This window comes from Cellulosimicrobium sp. BMG9.22, from assembly GCF_059159975.1.
This window is the reverse complement of record NZ_JBZGBY010000004.1, coordinates 78,746-97,408: the sequence shown is the minus strand read 5'-3', so window position 1 is coordinate 97,408 and position 18,663 is coordinate 78,746. Positions and strand designations below refer to the sequence as shown.

16 protein-coding genes, 1 tRNA gene and 1 pseudogene are annotated in these 18,663 nt (G+C 70.1%); 6 read left to right on the top strand and 12 right to left on the bottom strand.

Annotated features, from left to right (window positions below; genetic code table 11):
- Window positions 1-51 precede the first annotated feature (51 nt).
- The 10 genes from AC4H2H_RS04600 to AC4H2H_RS04555 all read right to left on the bottom strand — a co-directional run bounded on the left by AC4H2H_RS04600 (window position 52) and on the right by AC4H2H_RS04555 (window position 10,177).
- A complete protein-coding gene (locus tag AC4H2H_RS04600) occupies window positions 52-1,050 on the bottom strand; it encodes a cation diffusion facilitator family transporter (protein ID WP_494369636.1) in 999 nt (332 codons plus the stop codon).
- 47 nt (window positions 1,051-1,097) lie between these two features.
- The gene (gene mnhG, locus AC4H2H_RS04595) at window positions 1,098-1,493 is read right to left on the bottom strand and encodes a monovalent cation/H(+) antiporter subunit G (RefSeq protein WP_494369635.1); all 396 of its coding nucleotides are present in this window, start codon (window positions 1,491-1,493) and stop codon (window positions 1,098-1,100) included.
- On the bottom strand, window positions 1,493-1,900 hold the full coding sequence (locus AC4H2H_RS04590; RefSeq protein WP_494369634.1) for an MrpF/PhaF family protein: 408 nt from the start codon (window positions 1,898-1,900) through the stop codon (window positions 1,493-1,495). Before AC4H2H_RS04590 ends, mnhG begins: the two co-directional genes overlap by 1 nt.
- Window positions 1,897-2,496: a Na+/H+ antiporter subunit E gene (locus AC4H2H_RS04585; RefSeq protein ID WP_494369633.1), complete on the bottom strand. Its 600-nt coding sequence runs from the start codon at window positions 2,494-2,496 to the stop codon at window positions 1,897-1,899. The genes AC4H2H_RS04590 and AC4H2H_RS04585 overlap by 4 nt, the downstream gene beginning before the upstream one ends.
- Complete coding sequence (locus tag AC4H2H_RS04580; RefSeq protein WP_494369632.1) at window positions 2,493-4,055, bottom strand: Na+/H+ antiporter subunit D; 1,563 nt, start codon at window positions 4,053-4,055, stop codon at window positions 2,493-2,495. The genes AC4H2H_RS04585 and AC4H2H_RS04580 overlap by 4 nt, the downstream gene beginning before the upstream one ends.
- Entirely contained in the window at window positions 4,052-4,540 is a 489-nt protein-coding gene (locus AC4H2H_RS04575; RefSeq protein ID WP_494369631.1) for a Na(+)/H(+) antiporter subunit C, read from the bottom strand. The genes AC4H2H_RS04580 and AC4H2H_RS04575 overlap by 4 nt, the downstream gene beginning before the upstream one ends.
- Before the next feature lie 11 nt (window positions 4,541-4,551).
- Window positions 4,552-7,608 (bottom strand): Na+/H+ antiporter subunit A, encoded by a 3,057-nt coding sequence (locus tag AC4H2H_RS04570; RefSeq protein WP_494369630.1) that lies wholly within the window; start codon window positions 7,606-7,608, stop codon window positions 4,552-4,554.
- Window positions 7,609-7,817: 209 nt separating this feature from the next.
- The gene (locus tag AC4H2H_RS04565; protein ID WP_494369629.1) at window positions 7,818-8,888 is read right to left on the bottom strand and encodes a hypothetical protein; all 1,071 of its coding nucleotides are present in this window, start codon (window positions 8,886-8,888) and stop codon (window positions 7,818-7,820) included.
- A 53-nt stretch (window positions 8,889-8,941) separates the two neighbouring features.
- Complete coding sequence (gene dcd, locus AC4H2H_RS04560; RefSeq protein ID WP_494369628.1) at window positions 8,942-9,517, bottom strand: dCTP deaminase; 576 nt, start codon at window positions 9,515-9,517, stop codon at window positions 8,942-8,944.
- 108 nt (window positions 9,518-9,625) lie between these two features.
- Complete coding sequence (locus AC4H2H_RS04555; RefSeq protein ID WP_494369627.1) at window positions 9,626-10,177, bottom strand: TM2 domain-containing protein; 552 nt, start codon at window positions 10,175-10,177, stop codon at window positions 9,626-9,628.
- A 142-nt stretch (window positions 10,178-10,319) separates the two neighbouring features.
- Here AC4H2H_RS04555 and AC4H2H_RS04550 point away from each other — a divergent pair.
- The 5 genes and pseudogenes from AC4H2H_RS04550 (at window position 10,320) to AC4H2H_RS04530 (ending at window position 13,453) form a co-directional block, all read left to right on the top strand.
- Window positions 10,320-10,393: transfer RNA gene (locus tag AC4H2H_RS04550), tRNA-Gly, on the top strand.
- 111 nt (window positions 10,394-10,504) lie between these two features.
- Window positions 10,505-11,059 (top strand): annotated as a pseudogene (locus AC4H2H_RS04545) (Lsr2 family DNA-binding protein); the annotation flags it as partial.
- A 207-nt stretch (window positions 11,060-11,266) separates the two neighbouring features.
- Window positions 11,267-11,905 (top strand): tyrosine-type recombinase/integrase, encoded by a 639-nt coding sequence (locus AC4H2H_RS04540; RefSeq protein ID WP_494369765.1) that lies wholly within the window; start codon window positions 11,267-11,269, stop codon window positions 11,903-11,905.
- Window positions 11,906-12,077: 172 nt separating this feature from the next.
- Complete coding sequence (locus AC4H2H_RS04535) at window positions 12,078-12,338, top strand: helix-turn-helix domain-containing protein (protein ID WP_494369626.1); 261 nt, start codon at window positions 12,078-12,080, stop codon at window positions 12,336-12,338.
- Window positions 12,339-12,424: 86 nt separating this feature from the next.
- On the top strand, window positions 12,425-13,453 hold the full coding sequence (locus tag AC4H2H_RS04530) for a hypothetical protein (protein WP_494181473.1): 1,029 nt from the start codon (window positions 12,425-12,427) through the stop codon (window positions 13,451-13,453).
- 334 nt (window positions 13,454-13,787) lie between these two features.
- Here the strand turns inward: AC4H2H_RS04530 and AC4H2H_RS04525 are convergent, their stop codons facing one another.
- Complete coding sequence (locus tag AC4H2H_RS04525; RefSeq protein ID WP_494369625.1) at window positions 13,788-14,573, bottom strand: ComF family protein; 786 nt, start codon at window positions 14,571-14,573, stop codon at window positions 13,788-13,790.
- Entirely contained in the window at window positions 14,570-15,469 is a 900-nt protein-coding gene (locus AC4H2H_RS04520) for a DNA-processing protein DprA (RefSeq protein WP_494369624.1), read from the bottom strand. Before AC4H2H_RS04520 ends, AC4H2H_RS04525 begins: the two co-directional genes overlap by 4 nt.
- A gap of 186 nt (window positions 15,470-15,655) precedes the next feature.
- Here AC4H2H_RS04520 and AC4H2H_RS04515 point away from each other — a divergent pair, with 186 nt between their 5' ends.
- Entirely contained in the window at window positions 15,656-18,460 is a 2,805-nt protein-coding gene (locus AC4H2H_RS04515; protein ID WP_494369623.1) for a DNA methyltransferase, read from the top strand.
- Window positions 18,461-18,663: the final 203 nt, after the last annotated feature.

Here is an 18,663-nt window from a genome sequence, read left to right as displayed (position 1 = left end):
GCCGAGTCCGGGGACAACCCCGGGTTCGGCACCGGGTTCGGCGGCGGCGGGTCACGCGATCGACGGTTCCTCCGGCGTCGACACCGTGAACACCGCGCCCGCGATGAGCGGGACCGACGTCACGCGCCGCTCGAGGTCGTCCAGGCGTCGCGCGACCGACTCCTCGGACTCGTTCCCCCGCAGGTCGACGCTCGCGACGAGGTACAGCGCCCGCGGCCCGACGAACTCGAGCCGCAGGTACGTCACGCGCTCGACCTCGGGGAGCTCCTGGATCTTCTGCAGGACGGCGGCGCGCGTCGCCGGGAGCGCCACCTCGCCCACGAGGAAGCGCCGGTTGCGGTCGATGAGCACGACGGAGACGGCGGCGAGGACCAGACCGACGACGATCGAGCCGATCGCGTCGGGTACCGGCGAGCCCGTGAGCTGGTGCGCGAGCACGCCGGCGAACGCGACGACGAGCCCGACGAGCGCCGCGGCGTCCTCCGCGAAGACCGCCCGCAGGGTCGGGTCGGACGTGACGAGCACGTGGTGGAGCGTGTCGCGGTCGGCGGCGCGGGCCTCGTCGCGGGCCTGGCGGCGCGCGCGCAGGAACGACACGCCCTCGAGCACGAACGCGAGCGCCAGCACCGCGTACGCCACCACGAAGTCGCCCGCCGGATCGGGGTGCACGAGCTCCTGGATGCCGTGCGTGATCGAGACACCCGCCCCGACCGCGAACAGCCCGATCGCCGCGAACATCGACCACACGTACGCCTCGCGGCCGTAACCGAGCGGGTGGTCGGTGTCCGCCGCGCGGCGCGAGCGGCGGTCCGCGATGAGCAGGAACACCTCGTTGCCCGTGTCCGCCCAGGAGTGCACGGCCTCGGCGAGCATCGACGCGGACCCGGTGACCATCGCGGCGACGGTCTTCGCGCCCGCGATGACCGCGTTGGCGACGAAGGCGATCACCACGGTGAGCGTGCTGTCCCCGCTCTCGCTGGGCCGGGCGACCCGCGGGTTGCGCGACTCCGGCGGCTGGGGGACGGTTCCGGGCGGCGTGGCGTCGACCATGGTGCCGGTCTATCAGCCCGCCGTCCGCTGCGCGCGGGAAGCCTCGGTCAGCGACCGGGTTCGTGCTCGCCCTCGTCCTCGCGCTCGGCGGCGTCCTGGTCGCGCGTGAGCTCGTCCACGTCGAGCAGGTCGGTGCGCACCTTGCCGGTCCGGTACCCGGCGCGTCCGACCATGTGCGCCGCGACCGGCGACGTGAGGAGCTGGAAGACGACGACGAGGAAGAGCGTCGCGACCGGGCCCCACGACCGCAGGCGCAGGCTGAGGCCCGCGAGCACGAGGATGAGGCCCAGGACCTGCGGCTTGGTCGCCGCGTGCATGCGCGCGAGGAGGTCGGGGAAGCGCACGACGCCGACCCCGGCGGCGAACGCGAGGAACGCCCCGCAGAGCAGGAAGACGGCGGACAGGACGTCCGCCACGACGTCCCACGGGCTGCTCGGGTCCATCAGCGCACCTCCCCCTCGGGCGGGCCGCCGTGGTGCTCGGGGTCGACGGCGGCGTCACGGTCGGCCTCCTCGGCCTCGCGGCGCTCGGCGTCCTCGGCGGCGATCTCCTCGGCACTCCGGATGCGGCCCTCGTCCTCGGGCTCGACCGAGGCGAACCGCGCGATCGTCACCGAGCCCACGAACCCCACGAGCGAGAGGACGACGAGGAGGGGGATCGTGTCGGTGCGGCGCGAGAACGCGGCCTCGAGCGCGATGGCCCCGACGAGCGTCGTCGTGAAGACGTCGAGGGCGATGGTGCGGTCGAGCATCGAGGGACCACGTTCCGCCCGGACGATCGCGAGCGTCGCCGCGGCCGCGAGCAGGACCGCACTCGCGATGACGACGACGAGGTAGACGGTGTCGTTCACGCCTTCACCGCCTCCTGCGTCGAGCGCCCGTGGTACAGCCCTGCGGCGCGCAGGTCGTCGTTCGAGGCGAACGCCTGGAGCACGCGCGCCTCGAGGGCGAGCGTGTCGCTGCGCACCTGGTCGACCCCGCCCGCGGCGTCGAGGTCGAGCACATGGAGGTAGAGCATCCCTGTGAGGCGGTGCGCCTCCACCACGATCGACCCCGGCACGAGCGAGCTCAGCTCGGCCGTGAGGGTCAGGTACACGTCCGACGGGTTGCGGAGCTTCACCCCGACGACGGCGCCGCGCGGCGTGTGTCGCGGGTTGAGCGCCAGCATGCTCACCTGGAACGACGCGACGACGAGGTCGGCCACGAAGCGGCCCACGAGCACGAGGAACGGCCACGGGCGGAACCGTCCGCGCGCGGCGATCGACGGCAGCGGGAAGAAGGTGATGACGGCGAACCCGATGAGCGCGCCCGCGAGCACGTTGCCCCACGACAGGTCGCCCCAGAGCATGACCCACACGATCGTGAGCCACAGGACGGTGCGCCACTGCGTGGTGGCGCGCTCGAACCACCCGGACGCGAGCTTGCGGCGGCGGCGGTGCAGGCTCATCCGTCCTCACCCCCCGTCGCGACCTCGTTCGACTCGCCCTGGCCACGGCCCGAGTCGTCGCGGAACACCGCGTCGACGTAGGTGTGGCCGTCGAGCAGCGTCGAGGCCGCGCGGTCGGTGTACGCGTAGAGCGGGCCCGCGACCACGGTGAGGGCCAGGCCGAACGCGACGAGCGCCGTCGCCGGCCCGACCATGCCGCGCGGGAGGGGCGCGTCCGTGGGGATCTCGCCGGGCGCCGTCTGCCAGAACGCCTTGTTCCACGCCTTGACGATGGCGTAGAGCGTGAGGAGCGACGTGACGACCGACCCGACGACGAGCGCCCAGGCGAGCCCGGTGCCCTGCGCGACGCCCTCCTGGAGCAGGCCGACCTTGCCGAGGAAGCCCGACAGCGGCGGGATCCCGGCGAGGTTCATCGCCGGGACGAAGAAGAGGATCGCCAGCCCTGGCGCGAGCTTGGCGAGGCCGCCGAGCCGGTCGAGCGACGTCGACCCGCCGCGCCGCTCGACGAGCCCCACGACGAGGAAGAGCGTCGTCTGCACGGTGATGTGGTGCACGACGTAGAAGATCGCGGCCGCCATGCCCGGCTCGGACGCGAGCGCGATGCCGAAGATCATGAAGCCGATGTGGCTCACGAGCGTGAACGACAGCAGTCGCTTGATGTCGTTCTGCGCGACGGCCCCGAGGATCCCGACGACCATGGTGAGCAGCGCGAGCCACATGAGGACGTCGTCGACCACGTTGTCGTCGGGGAAGAGCAGCGTCTGGGTGCGGATGATCGCGTAGACGCCGACCTTGGTGAGCAGGCCTGCGAACACCGCGGTGACCGGCGCGGGAGCGGTCGGGTACGAGTCCGGGAGCCACGCGGAGAGCGGGAAGATCGCGGCCTTGATGCCGAACGCGAGCAGCAGGAGGAGCTGGATCGTCAGCGCCATGCCGGGGTCGATCTCGCCGAACCGCTCGGAGAGCTGGGCGAGGTTGACGGTGCCCGTGGCTGCGTAGGTGAGCGCGATCGCGACGAGGAAGACGATCGAGGAGAGCAGCGCCACGACGACGTAGATGGACCCCGCCCGGATGCGCTCGCCCGTCCCGCCGAGTGTCAGCAGCACGTAGCTCGCCGCGAGGAAGATCTCGAACCCGACGTACAGGTTGAACAGGTCGCCCGAGAGGAACGCGTTGAACACCCCCGCCGCGAGGACCATGAACGTCGGGTGGTAGATCGCGACCGGCGCCTCCTCGTCGCCGTCGGCCACGCCCTGCGCGAGCGAGTACAGCAGGACGCAGAGCATGACGAAGGCCGAGACGGTGAGCATGAGCGCGGAGAGCCGGTCCGCGACGAGGTCGATCCCGACCGGGGCGGCCCAGCCGCCGACGTCGACGACGATCGGCCCCGAGTCCGCCGCGACGAGCAGCCCCACCGAGGCGGCGAGGACGAGCGCCAGGGTGGCGACCGTGATGATCCGCTGGGCGCGCGGGTGGCGCCACAGCGCGAGCGTGAGGCCCGCGGCGACGAGCGGGAGGACGACCGGCAGCGGGACAAGCGCGGTGGCGGTGAGGTTCATGACGTCCCCCGCACGTCCGTGATCCCGTCGCCGTCGCCGTCAGTCTCGTCGCGGACCTCGGCGGCCTCGTCGTCGAGGCTCGCGCCGCTCTCCTCGGTGTCGAGGTCCGCGAACGCGGGGGCGTTGCGCGCGGCGTGCCGCGCGACGCGACGGTCCTCGAGGTCGTCCTGCACCTCGTCGTGGCCGTGGAGCTGCCACGACCGGTAGGCCATCGCGAGCACGAACGCCGTGACGCCGAGCGTGATGACGATCGCCGTGAGCACCATCGCCTGGACGAGGGGGTCGCTCATCTCGTCCTCCGGCGTCGTGCCGATGAGCGGTGCTCCCCCGGCCCGGCCCCCGGCGACGAGGAACAGCAGGTTCGCGCCGTTGCCCATGAGGATGAAGCCGAGCAGCACGCGCGTGAGGCTGCGCTCCAGCAGGAGGTAGACGCCCGCGGCGAAGAGCACGCCGATCGCGAGGACGAGGACGACGCTCGGGGTCATGTCGATCACGTTCACCGGCGGCCACCCCCGATCGCGTCCGGCTCCATCGCCTCGAGCGGACCGGTGTCCTCGCCCGGCTCGCGACCGGCCGCCGCGCGCTCGGCCTGGCGGTCGATCTCGGCGCCGAGGGTGCGCAGGATGTCGAGCACCAGCCCGACGACGACGAGGAACACGCCGAGGTCGAAGAAGAGCGACGTGACGAGGTGGATCTCCCCGACGAGGGGCAGCCGGATGTCGTACGCCTCGCTGCCGAGCACGTTGCCCGTGAGGAAGAACGCGACGAGGCCGACGCCCGCGGAGAGGAACAGTCCCGTGCCGAGGAGGATGCCCGGGTGGATCGGGGCCGCCTCGCCGAGCTCGTACCGGCCGCCCGCGAGGTAGCGCACGATGAGCGCGATGCCCACGACGAGCCCGGCCGCGAAGCCGCCGCCCGGCGCGTTGTGCCCCGAGAACAGCAGGAAGAGCGCGAACACGACCATCGCGTGGAAGAGCACGCGCGTGACGACCTCGAAGATCACCGAGCGTCGCTGTGGTGCGAGCGTGCGTCCGGCGCTGAGCCACACGAGCATGCGCGGCTGGTCCTGCTCCGTGACACCACGACGGCGCAGCGCGGCGCCCGGGTCGTCGCCCTCGCTCCACACGCCCGAGTCCTCGGAGAGGGTCGCCTGCTCCGCGCGCGAGGCGCGCAGGATCTCGCCGCTGCGGGTGCGCAGGAACACGAGCGAGGCGACGCCGGTCGCCGCGGCCAGGAGCACGGAGATCTCGCCCATGGTGTCCCAGGCGCGGATGTCGACGAGCGTGACGTTGACGATGTTCTTGCCGTGGCCGAACTCGTACGCCTCTGCCGGGAAGTCGACGGAGATCGGCGTCGCGACGCGCGCGAGCGGCGCGACGACCGCGAAGCCCATCATGATGACGCCCACGCCGAGACCGATGCCCAGGCGGACCCAGCGGCTCGCCGCGAGCGGCCGGTTCGAGAAGTACGCGGGCAGGCGTCGCAGCACGAGCACCATGACGACGAGCGTGATGGTCTCGACGAGGACCTGGGTGAGCGCGAGGTCGGGTGCGCCGTGCAGGAGGAACAGCACGGCGTTGCCGTAGCCCGCGATGCCGACGAGGATCACGGCCTTGAGCCGGCGGCGCGACCGCGCCGCGAGCACCGACGCGACGCAGATCGCGACGACCGCGACGAGCTGCGCCGGGCGGTCCCAGGCCTTGAGCTGCTCCGGCCACGCCGTCTGCGCGATCATCACGACGCCGGGCCCGAGGATCAGCACGAGAAGGATCGCACCGAGGTAGAACGGCAGCGAGCCTCGCTGGGTGACCGCAGTGACGTCGGCGGCCAGGTCGTCGAGCCTGCGCATGACGCGGCGGTACGTCCTGTCCGCCTCGGGCCCCGTCCACAGCGACGCCTGGAACCGCTCGACGCGGGCACGCTGCCAGAAGAGCACGACGCCGACGACGAGCACGAGCACCGTGAGCGCGAGCGCCGGGGTGAAGCCGGCCCAGAGGACGAGGTGCCCGGGCTCCCCGACGGGGTAGGTGTCGGCGTACGGCGCGAGCAGGTCCTCGCCGAAGTGCGGCACGAGGGCGGCCGCGAGACCGAGGACCGCGAGCACGACGGCGGGCGCGACGAGGAGGGCGGGCTGGCGGTGGATCCGCGCCGGGTCGATCGGGGGCTCGTCGGCCTCGACGGCCGGGCGCCGGGCCAGGCTCGTACGCAGGTCGACGTGCGTGTTCGCACGAACAGGCGGGGTGCCGAGGTGCGGCTTGGACACGAACGCGCCCCACCAGAACCGCAGCCCGTACGCGACGGTGAACATGGACCCCACGACCACGGACCACAGGACGACCGTGTCGACCCACACCGGGCCCTCGCCGTGCAGGAGCGCCTCGAGCGCCGCCTCCTTCGCGACGTAGCCCGCGAACGGCGGGAGGCCGATCATCGACGCGGTCGCGAGCCCGCCCGCGACCGCGGTCCACGGCAAGGCCCTGCCCACGCCCGTGAGCCGGCGCAGGTCGCGCGTGCCCGTCGCGGCGTCGACCACGCCGACGACGAGGAACAGCGACGCCTTGAACATCGCGTGCGCGCCGATCATCGCGAGACCCGCGAGCGCGGCCCCGCGCGTCCCCAGCCCCACGAGCAGGATGATGAGCCCGAGCTGGCTCACGGTGCCGAACGCGAGCACGAGCTTGAGGTCGTATTGGCGCAGCGCGCGGTAGCCCCCGACGAGCAGCGTCCCCGCGCCGAGGGTGATGACCAGCGTCCGCCACACCGTCGTGTCGGAGTACGCGGGCGCGAAGCGCGCCACGAGGTAGACACCGGCCTTGACCATCGCCGCGGCGTGCAGGTACGCGCTCACCGGGGTCGGTGCGGCCATCGCCGCGGGGAGCCAGAAGTGCAGCGGGATCAGCGCGGACTTGCTCGCGGCGCCGATCAGGACGCAGACGATCGCCGCGGTGACGGCGCCACCCGTCGGGGGGTTCGCGATGATCTCCGAGAGCCGGAACGTCCCGCCCTCAACGCCGAGGATCACGACCCCGACGAGCATGGCCAGGCCGCCCGCCGTCGTCACGACGATCGCCTGCATGGCCGCGCGCCGGCTCGCCTTGCGGTCGGCGTAGTGCCCGATGAGGAGGTAGGAGAAGACGGTCGTCAGCTCCCAGAACACGAACAGGAGCAGCATGTCGTCCGCGACGACGAGGCCGACCATCGCGCCGGCGAACGCGGTGAGCACGCCCCCGAACCGGCTCAGGCCCTGCGCGGTGGGTGAGAAGTAGGCGGAGCAGTAGACGAGGACGAGCGCACCGACGCCGCCGACGAGCAGCAGCATGAGCCACGACAGCGTGTCCATGCGGAAGGCCAGCTCGAGGCCGAGCCCCGGCACCCACTCGACCACCTGCGTCGGGTGGGTGCCCGCCATGACGCGGTCCGTCCACGCGAGCGCGTACACCGCGGCCGACGCCGGCGCGAGCGCGAGGACGAGGAACGCGCGGCGGCCGAGGAGCGAGACGAGTGCGGGCGCGCCCAGTGCCATCACGAGATGGGCAACGAGCACGTAGAGCACGGGCCGCTCCGTCCGGGTCGGGGGCGGGTGGGCGGGTCTTGCTGGACCTGACTTTGACTTGTCATCGTCGTCCCCGCTCGGCGAGCGGCGGGCACGGCTGTTCGCGGCGCCGGCACTGCCGGACCGGTGCCCATTTTACCGACTGCCCAGGAGTGCTTCCCTGCCCACCGCCCGGACCGTGACCGGTTCCTCAGCCCGTACGTCCCCGCTCAGAGATCGTCCGGGTCCACGAGGAACTCGGACTCGTCCGCGATCTCCCCGCCGACGGCACCGTGCAGCGTGCGGGTGATCTGCGTGACGACCTCCGTGGCACGCTTGCGCGCGACCTGGAGGTCCAGCGACGGGTGCTCCTGCTGCGACTCGACGAGGTCGCGCGGCTCCCACCGCACCCGGTAGCTGACCGCCCCGTCCGCCGTCCACGGCAGCCCGCGCAGCAGGAGCGGCAGCTGTTCCTCGCCGCCGACCTCGACCGCCACGAGCCCGTCCAGGCCCAGGTCGATCAGCAGCCCGTACCCGTCGAGGATCGCGCGGGTCGTGAGCGCCTTGATGTCGACGTCGTCCGCGGCCGCGTGGAGCCTGCGCCGCAGGTCCGGGTCCATCTTCTCGCCCGGGTAGAGCGGGAGCTCGGTGATGCCCTTCGGCGGGCCCTCGTAGGGCTTGCCCTCGGTGGCGAGCCGCGTGCGCGGGTGCTGCCGCGCGACGAGCGCGAGCGCGGCGTTCGGGTCGAGCCACACGTCCGAGTAGAGGGTCATGTCGATCGCGACGCCCGGGTCCGGTGTGAGCACGACGCCCGGCGACGCCGGGTTGCCCACGTCGGTCCGCAGCGAACCCCCGAGCCGACGGGCCGCGGCGACGAGGAACGCGACGACGCGCTCCTCCTCGCGGACCGGGAGCCCGGCCGAGAACGCCCGCCCGATACCGTCGCGGTCGCCGCCGCCCGGGTAGGGCGGCTCGCCCCGCTCGCGCGGGCACACGACGTCGAACACGAGCGCAGCTCCCGGCAGCCCCGACCCCGCGGCCGCGTACGGGCCGGTGAGCGTCGAGTGGCGCGAGGTGCGCAGCGTGCCGGGCTCCCCCGGCCCGGCCGTGCGCGCAGGCACGACGAGCGGGTCCGTCCCCTCCGGGGCCACGTCCCAGCGCGCGCCCGCGAAGCGCGACAGCGCGAGCGTCTCGACCTCGTCGACCACGACGTCGGCCGGGAGCCCGAGCAGGTGCCGCGCCTGGTAGGACTGCGCGGCGCCCGGACCGTCGGGGTTCGGCAGGGGCGGGAGCGGGCTCATGCTGGTCCTTCCTCGGGTCGGTGACGTCCGGCGTCCCGCGCGGCGCGCCGCGCTCAGACGTCGGTGCGGTGGAAGTTCTGCCACGAGCGGGAGGCCGTCGGGCCGCGCTGGCCCTGGTAGCGGGAGCCGTACACGCTCGAGCCGTAGGGGTTCTCGGCGGGCGAGGACAGGCGGAAGAAGCACATCTGGCCGATCTTCATGCCGGGCCACAGCGTGATCGGCAGCGTCGCGACGTTGCTCAGCTCGAGCGTCACGTGCCCGGAGAAGCCCGGGTCGACGAACCCGGCGGTGGAGTGCGTGAGGAGCCCGAGCCGGCCGAGGCTGGACTTGCCCTCGAGGCGCGCGGCGACGTCGTCGGGCAGCGAGACGGCCTCGAACGTGGACCCGAGCACGAACTCGCCCGGGTGCAGCACGAACGGCTCCGCCGGGTCGACCTCGACGAGCCGCGTGAGGTCCGGCTGGTCCTGCGCCGGGTCGATGAACGGGTACTTGTGGTTGTCGAAGAGCCGGAAGTACCGGTCGAGCCGCACGTCGATGCTCGACGGCTGGAGCATCACCGGGTCGTACGGTTCGAGCCGGACGCGACCGGCGTCGAGCTCGGCACGGATGTCACGGTCGGAGAGCAGCACGGGGCAACGCTAACCGACGCCGGCGCCCGCCCGGACCGGGGTGCCGAACCCTGGATCGCTCCCCACGCACGACCCGCCGTGGGGAGCCGTCCAGGGTTCGGCGCGGCGTCAGGCGCGCAGCGGGCGACCCGTCGAGTCGACGGAGTAGTACCCCTGCTTCGACGTCAGGTAGAGGATGCCCTCGACGAGACCCCAGATCGCGATGATCGGCGCCGCGAACCCGAACGACAGCACCGACACGAGCAGCATCGTCAGGCCGATGCCGGTGTAGCCGAGGTAGAACCGGTGGATCCCGAGGCTGCCGACGAGAATGCCCAGGAGGCCCGCCGCGAGCCGCGACTTGGCCTGCGGGTCGTACGCCGGGTCGAACCCGGGCTGCCCGTACGGCTGACCCTGCTGCGGGTAACCCTGCTGCTGATGGCCCAGCAGCGGCGCGGAGCCGTACTGCCCCTGCGGCGGAACGTACCCGGGCTGGACGATGGGCTGACCGTGCGGAGGCTGGCCGTAGCCGGGCTGGGCCCCGTACGGCTGGTCGTACCCGCCCTGCCCGCCCGACGGCGTCGCCGGGCTCCCGTACCCCTGGTCGCCCTGCGCGGGCTGCTGCCCGTACGGCGCGCCCTGCTGCGCGTCGGGCTGCTGCTGGTACGGGTTCTCGGACACGGTGTCTCCTCGGGCGGTGGGCCGGGCCCGGACGGGCCACGGTCGGTTCTGGCATCCCCGGCGTCGTCCGCTATGATCGGGGCGCGCGCTGGTTCGCCGAGGATCCTCCCAGAGGGTCGGGGGCGAGCGCCACCAGCGCCGCGCGGGTGTAGTTCAATGGTAGAACTTCAGCTTCCCAAGCTGATAGCGCGGGTTCGATTCCCGTCACCCGCTCCATAGCATCTTCGCAGGTCAGACCCCCTCCGGGAGGGGGTGCACCTCGTCTGAAAGTCTCTCCTCAGGTCGGCGCGTGCCACTACGTGCCACTACGGCTCCAGGAGAGACACCGTGCCCCCACGCAAGCAGCATCGGCGATCGTCAGGATCGATCCGGAAGCTCCCGTCCGGACGCTGGCAGGCGCGCTACACCGGACCTGACGGGATAATGCGGCCGCTCGGCACCTTCCCGACCAAGGCTGAGGCCGACGCCGCTATCGCGCGTGAGACGACCACGGTCCATCAGGGAGACTGGCGGCGCCCCGAGTTGGGTCAGATCCCGTTGGGTCCCTTCCTTCGACGCTGGATCGAGTCGAGAGCCGACCTCGCGCACGGAACCCGTTCCCTGTACCTCCGCCTCCTCAAGACGTGGATCGAGGCTCCGCTCCCGCAGGGGTCGGCGCGAGCACCGATTCGCACGCTGGCAAGCCTGCCCGTGAACGGAGTCACGTCTGCCGATGTGCGGGAGTGGCACGGCGCTGTCCTTCGCGAGTCCCAGCGGCGCGCACACGAGAGGCACGCCAGGGCAGCTGCGAGCGCGTCGGCAGTCAACGCCGCGATCCGACGCTGGGCGGTCGAACAGGGAATGCCGATCGCCCCTACCGGACGCATCCGAGCTGACGTCCGCGCCGCATGGGAGCGGTCATCGGAATCGAGGCGCCGCCCTACGCGCTCGAGCAACCCCAACGCGGGGCACACCGAGGCGGCCCAGGCATACCGCGTTCTCAGAGCCGGCCTGACTCAGGCCGTCAAGGACGGCCTCATCCGGGAGAACCCGTGCAGCCTCCCGGGTGCGGGGCAGCGCGACACACGCAACCGTTCAGAACGGAAGACCGTGACGCTCGAGGAGGCGCGCACGATCGCGGCCGCGATGCCGGAGCGGTACCGCCGAGCGGTGATCGTCGCGGTCCTCTCCGGGCTCCGCGCCGGAGAGTTGTTCGCGCTCCAGCGCAAGCACGTCGATCTTGTCGGTGGGTCGCTGCGCGTCGAGCAGAGTCTGGGGCGAGAGGAGCGCGACGCACCGACCTTCACGTCGACGAAGACGGAATCGAGCAAGCGAACGGTCTACCTTCCCCGCGAGGCGCTCGCGGCCCTGCGGGAACAACTCGACGAGTTCGCGCCGTCCGGTCGCGAAGGGCTGGTCTTCGGCACGGCCAACGGGACGCCCCTCCGGGCAGGATCCAGATCGAAGATGTTCCGACGTGCGAGCGCGGGTATCGGTCGAGACGACATCACGTGGCACGACCTCCGGCATTCCGCACTCCAGATGTGGGCGGCGATCGGTGCGACTATCCCGGAGCTCATGGCGATCGCGGGCCATGCCAGCTCGAAATCGGCGATGCACTACCAGCATGTCGCGGCTGGAGCACAGCAGCGCCTGGCCGCGCGAATGGACGACGACCTGTCGAAGCCAACAGTGGTTCGAGACCTCCGACCTGAGCTCACCCGGACCCTCCAGCAACTGGCGAGCTGACCGAATCCAGGGGGGTGCACCCGCGTCTGTAACGTGTTCGATGTCGGCGCACGAGCGAGTACCGACGCCCATCCACCTGCATGGAGGCATATCGCGCAACCGCCGCTGCTCGCGTCCGCGAGCGCTACCGGCTCCGACCGCCGGTGACCTCATCATGCATGGGAGGGCCACGATGGCCGCTCAGACTCTCACCTCTACCCGGACCTACGAGACCAACTCCGCCGAGTGTGCCTGCGAGAACCCCAACTACCTCATGAGCGTCCCCGAGTGGAGCGCCTTCTGGGGAATCGGCGAACCGTTCGTGCGCAAGCTCATCCGCGAGCACCAGATCGACGTGGTTCGCATCGGTCGCCGGGTCTTCCTCGTGAAGAGCGAGGGCGACGCGGTCATCGCTCGGAACACCACCCCCAGCGCCTACCGCTACTTCGAGTGAGTCACGGCCGCACGCCCGGGCCCGACGACGGGCACGGGCGTGGCGAATCGTCTACTGACAGGCGGCAACTGGGGTCAGATTTTGACATGGGGCGGTTCGGGATCGACACGATAGACGTGATCGTCCCGGCCGATCCCCACGTCTTCGCGGCCTTCCCGCTCCAGCGTCACCGAGTCGTGCTCGACCGATCGACCGGGGCGTTGTCGGATCCGAGACCCACGACGAGCGAACTGCGCCTCGACAACGGTGTCGTCGTGAACGCGAGGCGCGTCCAAGGTGCGCCATGTGTGACCGCCAGCTTCTCCGTCCCAGGGTGGCTGCGAGGTGACAACCGGTTCGCCGCGAGCGCCGACGAGACCCGCGCTGTCGTGCACGATTTCGTCGACCACCTTCGCCGGCTACTCGGACTCGATGACGTAGCGGACGCCGTACGCCTGCGCCGTCTGGACATCGCTCGCGACTTCGCCGACGTTCCTGAGCCCGCCCGCCTGCTCGAGGAACTGAGCCGGAAGCCGCCGGGATACGGGATGCGTACCGAGCTCCATCGAGATCTCGCGCACCAAGGGGCTCAGACCGTCTACCGCCGGAACACCCGGTGGACGTCACGCCTCTATCACCGCGGGGAGATGTACCGCGACACCGCCAGAGGGAGTGATCGCCAGAGACGGCTGTCGCTGGCCGCCGCTGAGGATGGCGTCGTCCGGTTCGAGGTAGAGCTGCGAACGAAGTCTCTCTCGTATCACGGCCTGAATCGCCCCTCGTCGCTGCGCGACAACGAACTGTGGCGGCTCGCGCAGACCTACTGGCAGCGGTCAGCATTCGACCACTCCGTGGGCTCTGGTGGGAGCCGCCTGGCCCGGATGGAGGACGCTCTCGACTGGAAGCAGCGCGGCCTCGTGCAGACGTACTTGCGCTCGCCCGCACGCTGCAAGACCGAGATGGCCCCCGCGACGCTCCGCAAGGCGCGGACGCTGGCCGATCAGTTCGATCTGACACCCGCGGATCTCATGTCTTTAGGCGAGGTACCGGCGGGACAGCTCGATCTCGACGCCGGTCGCTTCGTCCACTCATCCGAGACCCCAGCAGCTCGCGACGACTACGAGCTCGCGTCGTGACCCTCGTGAGTCTGGCTCTCCACTGCCAGCATCTCGTCGAACGAGAATGCCTCCAAGGCCACGACGAACTCCCGCCACACGGCACGGTCGCGAGCCTCACATACCGGCCCTCGGGTCTCGCGCCAGCCCTCCGACTCGGGCGCGACGACGCAGTCGCACAGCATGCCGTGGCTCCCTTCTCCGCGATCTGACCGTTTGAGCCACGCTACGCGGCACCGCGAGAGTTCGCACCGGAATTCGTCGCGCCTCGGAACGTGCGTTTTGTGCGGTGTCCAACGCGCGCGCACGCGAGCCCGCCTAACTCCCGGATTCGCCATGTCAGCCACATGAGGCCCTAAGGGCATGCGCCACGGGTCACAGGGCACACATCAGGCCGCCAGAGCTCGTCCGCGGACCGCGAGTCGAGGAACCGCTCCGTGGGTGGCCAGTCGTCGCTGAGCCATCGACCCACCACTAGCACCGTGACACGTGCCGCACCGGCACGGCGCAAGGCAATGGCCGCACCCTGAGTGCTTGCCCCGGTCGTCCAGGTGTCGTCAATGAGGAGCACGTGTCGCCCGCGCACATCGCCGTTGACTCGTAAGGTGTCGGGATCAACCGTTCGAGGCTCTGCGTCGCTGATCCGCTCGAGCTGGATCCGCGGCACAGGTCGGGGGTGGTAGATCGCCAGTTGTTCGACGGGATGTCCTCCCTGGCGGCCACCGGCACGACCACTGGGGACAATTGCGATGACATCGACCGGGCCATACAGGCGCTCTAGACAAACGGTGTGGTGTGCGCCCGCATACCAGACGAGGTGCGAGAGCCGATAGAGAGCGAGCCGCCGACCCTCGGCGACCCACGCGTCCTTGTACTGGCGTAGATCCTGCCGAGCCTGACGGTTCCGAGGCCCCGCGTACGTCAGCGGCACGACGATGTCGGCGAGCTGATCCCCCCAACGCCCACGCTGGTTGAGACATCTGTTGCAGAGGACCATGTCGAGATCGATTGGGGTGGTACACACCTCGCATGTGATGCCAGTGCCTGCAACCGGATTTCGGAAGAGGGCAGGGAGCAGCCGTAGCGCTTCCTCGCGTTGTGCCCAATAGTTCGGCACGTTCGCGTAGGGAGGCTCAGTCACGGGACGAGCGTCAGCGGGCGTGTGGCTCGCGAGAGAATCTGCTCGACCGCACTGGCCGCCTCCTCCGGTGTCCGAGAAACCACGACGTCGTAGGGCCCACTAGCGAACTCACGCCCCCACGTCGTGGTGAGCACTACCTGCTGGGTCAGGACCAGCGGGCGCGCATGGCGCACGGCGGCGCGTGCCTGAATCCGCGTGCCGGACGCCTCCTGGGCCTCAACGATCACCGTGACCGAGCTGTATGCACTCATGGTGACGTTTCGCTGGGGGAAGGACTGCTTCGAGGGCCGTGCGGCTGGTCGGAACTGGGACAAGAGCAGTCCGCGCCTCCCGATCTCCTCCTGCGTCTCGCGATGGGCTGCGGGGTAGACGTGACCTAGACCGTTTCCAAGCACTGCAACAGTCCGACCCCCGCTCCGAAGAGCAGCGCGGTGCGCGGTGATGTCGATCCCCTTCGCCAGACCTGACACGACAGTGACCCTCGCGTCCGCCAAACGCGCGGCGAGCTCATCCGCATACTGCTGCCCACCGATCGAGAATTCTCGGCTCCCGACGATCGCGGCCGAGCGGAAGTCATCAACCACATCTCCGCGAGCGAACAGCACGAGCGGGAAGTCATGAACCGTGAGCAGCTGCGCCGGATAGCCGGGGTCGAGTGGAGTCAGCACACGCACGCCCTCTGACTCCCACGCGGCCAGGTCATCCTCCGCTGCGGCTATCGCCTCCTGCGCGGACCCGGACACGAAGAGGCCGTCGGCACCGTCTAGGTGGTCACCAAGGCTTCCGCCGTCTTGCACAACCTCGCGCAGTTCTGTCTGCGAGACACGCCGGTCCTGGTGGTACAGCAACGCCAGGAGGGCGGTCTTCTCAGCGCGGTCCACCGCCTCGTCCTTCATGCGCCCATCGTAGTCAGCACCAGGGACACTCGCCCAAGGCGGCGACGGACCACGGTGCGGCGCTGCGCGGGGCAGCTTCCGCATCGGCGTGAACCACTCCAGGCACCCCAGACAGCGCAGGTGACCGGCACGTCGAACGTGCCGAGAACCTCAGGACTGTCGGCACGCACCGCTACTCTCCTGCACATGCCGAAGCCGCCGTCGCTGAACGAGATCCGTGTCCGGGCCACCAAGTTCGCTACCGAGTGGCGCGACTCGGAGGGGTACGAGCGCGGTGAGGCGCAGTCGTTCGTGCGCGACCTACTTGCGGTGTACGGCATTACGGAGACGCGCGCCGCGCTGTACGAATTCCGAGCACAGCGCTCGTCGAGCGGCAACCGCGGGTACATCGATGCGCTCGTTCCGGGTGTGGCCGCGATCGAGATGAAGTCCGCAGGACTCGATCTCGCCCAGGCTGAGAAGCAGGCCGTGGATTATCTGGACTCGCTCACCGACGCCGAGATGCCGCGGTGGATCATCACGTCCGACTTCCGACGCGTTCGTCTCCTCGACCTGCACGCCGGCGCCGTGGATGGCGACGTACCGGACCTCGTGGAGTTCGACGTCACCGACTTCGCTGCGAACGCGGATCGGATGGCGTTTTTCGCCGGGTACGGCGTGCGCCAGTTTGGCTCCACCGAGCAGGAAGAGGCGTCGATCAAGGCGGCGCGCCTCATGGCCGGGCTATGGGAGGAGCTCGAGGGATCAGGCTACGGCGACCACGGGTCGTCGGTTTTCCTGATGCGCACGCTCTTCGCGCTGTATGCCGACGACGCCGGCGTGTGGGAGCGGGACCTGTTCTACGAGTTCATCCAGACCCGCACCGCCGAGGACGGGTCAGACCTCGGGGGCCAACTGACGCTCCTCTACCAGGTCATGGCGACCGAGCCGGACCGGCGCCAGCGCAACCTCGACGAGATCGTCGCACGCTTCCCCTACGTCAACGGTGGGGTGTTTTCCGAGTCACTGCCCATCCCGTCATTCGACGCCGCGATGCGCGAGCGACTGCTGGAGGCATGCACGTTCAACTGGTCGGCGATCTCCCCGGCGATCTTCGGGTCACTGTTCCAGGCCGTCAAGGACAAGAAGGCCCGTCGCGAGCTCGGCGAGCACTACACGACCGAGACGAACATCATGAAGGTCATCGGACCGATGTTCCTCGACGAGCTGCGTCAGCGGTTCGTCGACGGTCAGCACGACGCCAAGGCGCTTCGCGCGCTACGCCGCGACATGGGCGCCATGCGCTTCCTCGACCCGGCGTGCGGGTGCGGCAACTTCCTCGTCGTCGGCTACCGGGAGATGCGTGCCCTCGACCTGCAGGTGCTTGAGCGGCTGCAGCAGCTCGGCGCTCGCGGGCACGAGCCGACCCTGATGTTCGAGACCGAGGACCTGCCGGTGCGCCTGGAGAACTTCCACGGCATCGAGATCGAGGAGTGGCCGGCCCGCATCGCCGCGACCGCGCTGCACCTTGTCGAGCACCAGGCCAACCAGGCGATGGAACTCGCGCTCGGCCAGGGGCCCGACACGCTGCCCCTGAACAAGATCGACTCAATCCATCAGGGCAACGCGCTCACGACGGACTGGACGTCGGTCGTCGCACCGAGCGAGCGCATGTACGTGATGGGCAACCCGCCGTTCCTCGGGCACGCCTCGCGCACAGGGAAACAGGCCGACGAACTGCGCGCCGTGTGGAAGCGGGACGACATCGGCCGCCTCGACTACGTCACAGGCTGGTACGCGAAGGCGCTCGACCTGTTCTCCAAGCCCGGGTACCGCGGCGAGTTCGCGTTCGTCTCGACGAACTCGATCACGCAGGGCGAACCCGTCCCGGCGCTCTTCGGCCCGGTGTTCGAGCAGGGATGGCGCATCAAGTTCGCACACCGCACGTTCGCGTGGACGTCGGAGGCTCCGGGTGCTGCGGCCGTCCACTGCGTGATCGTCGGCTTCGACAAGCACCCGCGCAAGGCTGCGTGGCTGTACGACTACAAGAGCCTGCGTGGGGAGCCGACGCGGCACGCGGTCGCGAACCAGGTCAACGCCTACCTCGTCGACGGGCAAAACGTGCTGGTCGAACAGCGCCGCCTACCGTTGTCGCCTGGGCTGCCCATTGTGTCGATGGGCAGCATGCCACGTGACGGCGGCCACCTGCTGGTCACGCCCGACGAGTACGCGGAGGTTGCTTCCGATCCAGTCGCGGCCAAGTACCTGCGCCCGTTCCTGATGGGCAAGGAGTTCATCAATGACCTCAAGCGCTGGTGCCTGTGGATGGAGGACTTTGACCCGGCTGACGTGGCGAACTCCGAGATACTTCGCACCAGACTGAAACTAGTGGCCGACGTCCGTCGGGATTCGTCCGCGGCGTCGACGAGAGAGATGGCGCAGACCCCGTACCTCTTCGGGCAGCGTTCCCAGCCGAGCGTTCCCTATGTCGGAATCCCGTCCGTTTTCGCCGAGTCACGCCGCTGGGCGACAGTCGCCTACCTGACTCCTGACGTCGTCGCCGGGAACAAGGTCTACAAATGCGAGGATCCGGACGGGTTCGCGTTCGCCTTGCTTTCCTCGTCCATGTTCATCACCTGGCAAAAGGCTGTCGGTGGCCGGATCAAGTCCGACCCCAACTTCGCGAACACGCTGACGTGGAACACGTTCCCGCTCCCGACGGTCGACGCCAAGACGCGCGAAGCGATCTGCGAGGCGGGCCGCGCTGTGCTCGCTGCCCGAGAACGGCACCCCGAGCGGTCACTCGCCGAGCACTACAACCCGCTAGCGATGGCGCCCGAATTACTGAAGGCGCACCGCACGCTGGATGCCGTTGTCGACAAGGCGTTTGCGCTCAAGGGCGCGATCGACGAGGCAGCGCGGCTCACTGCGTTATTCGCGTCGTACGCCAAACTCACGGCGGCTGGGACCCTTCCCCTTCCGAGTTCCCGCCGTCGGCGTCGCACGCCATAGCGACTCTCACGGCTCCTCGACCTCGCCGACCTCACCGTGTACCGGCTCTGCACCAAGCCCCTCAAGTTCGATGGGTGGCCGGCCGCCGGGTAGTATCCGCCTGCCGCTCCAGCGGCCTCTGTACCGGTTTCGCGCCCACTGCGGCAGCGTCCGGCGGCGGACCCCACCTGACAGCGACCAGGACTTCCTAGGTCGCTGCTGCA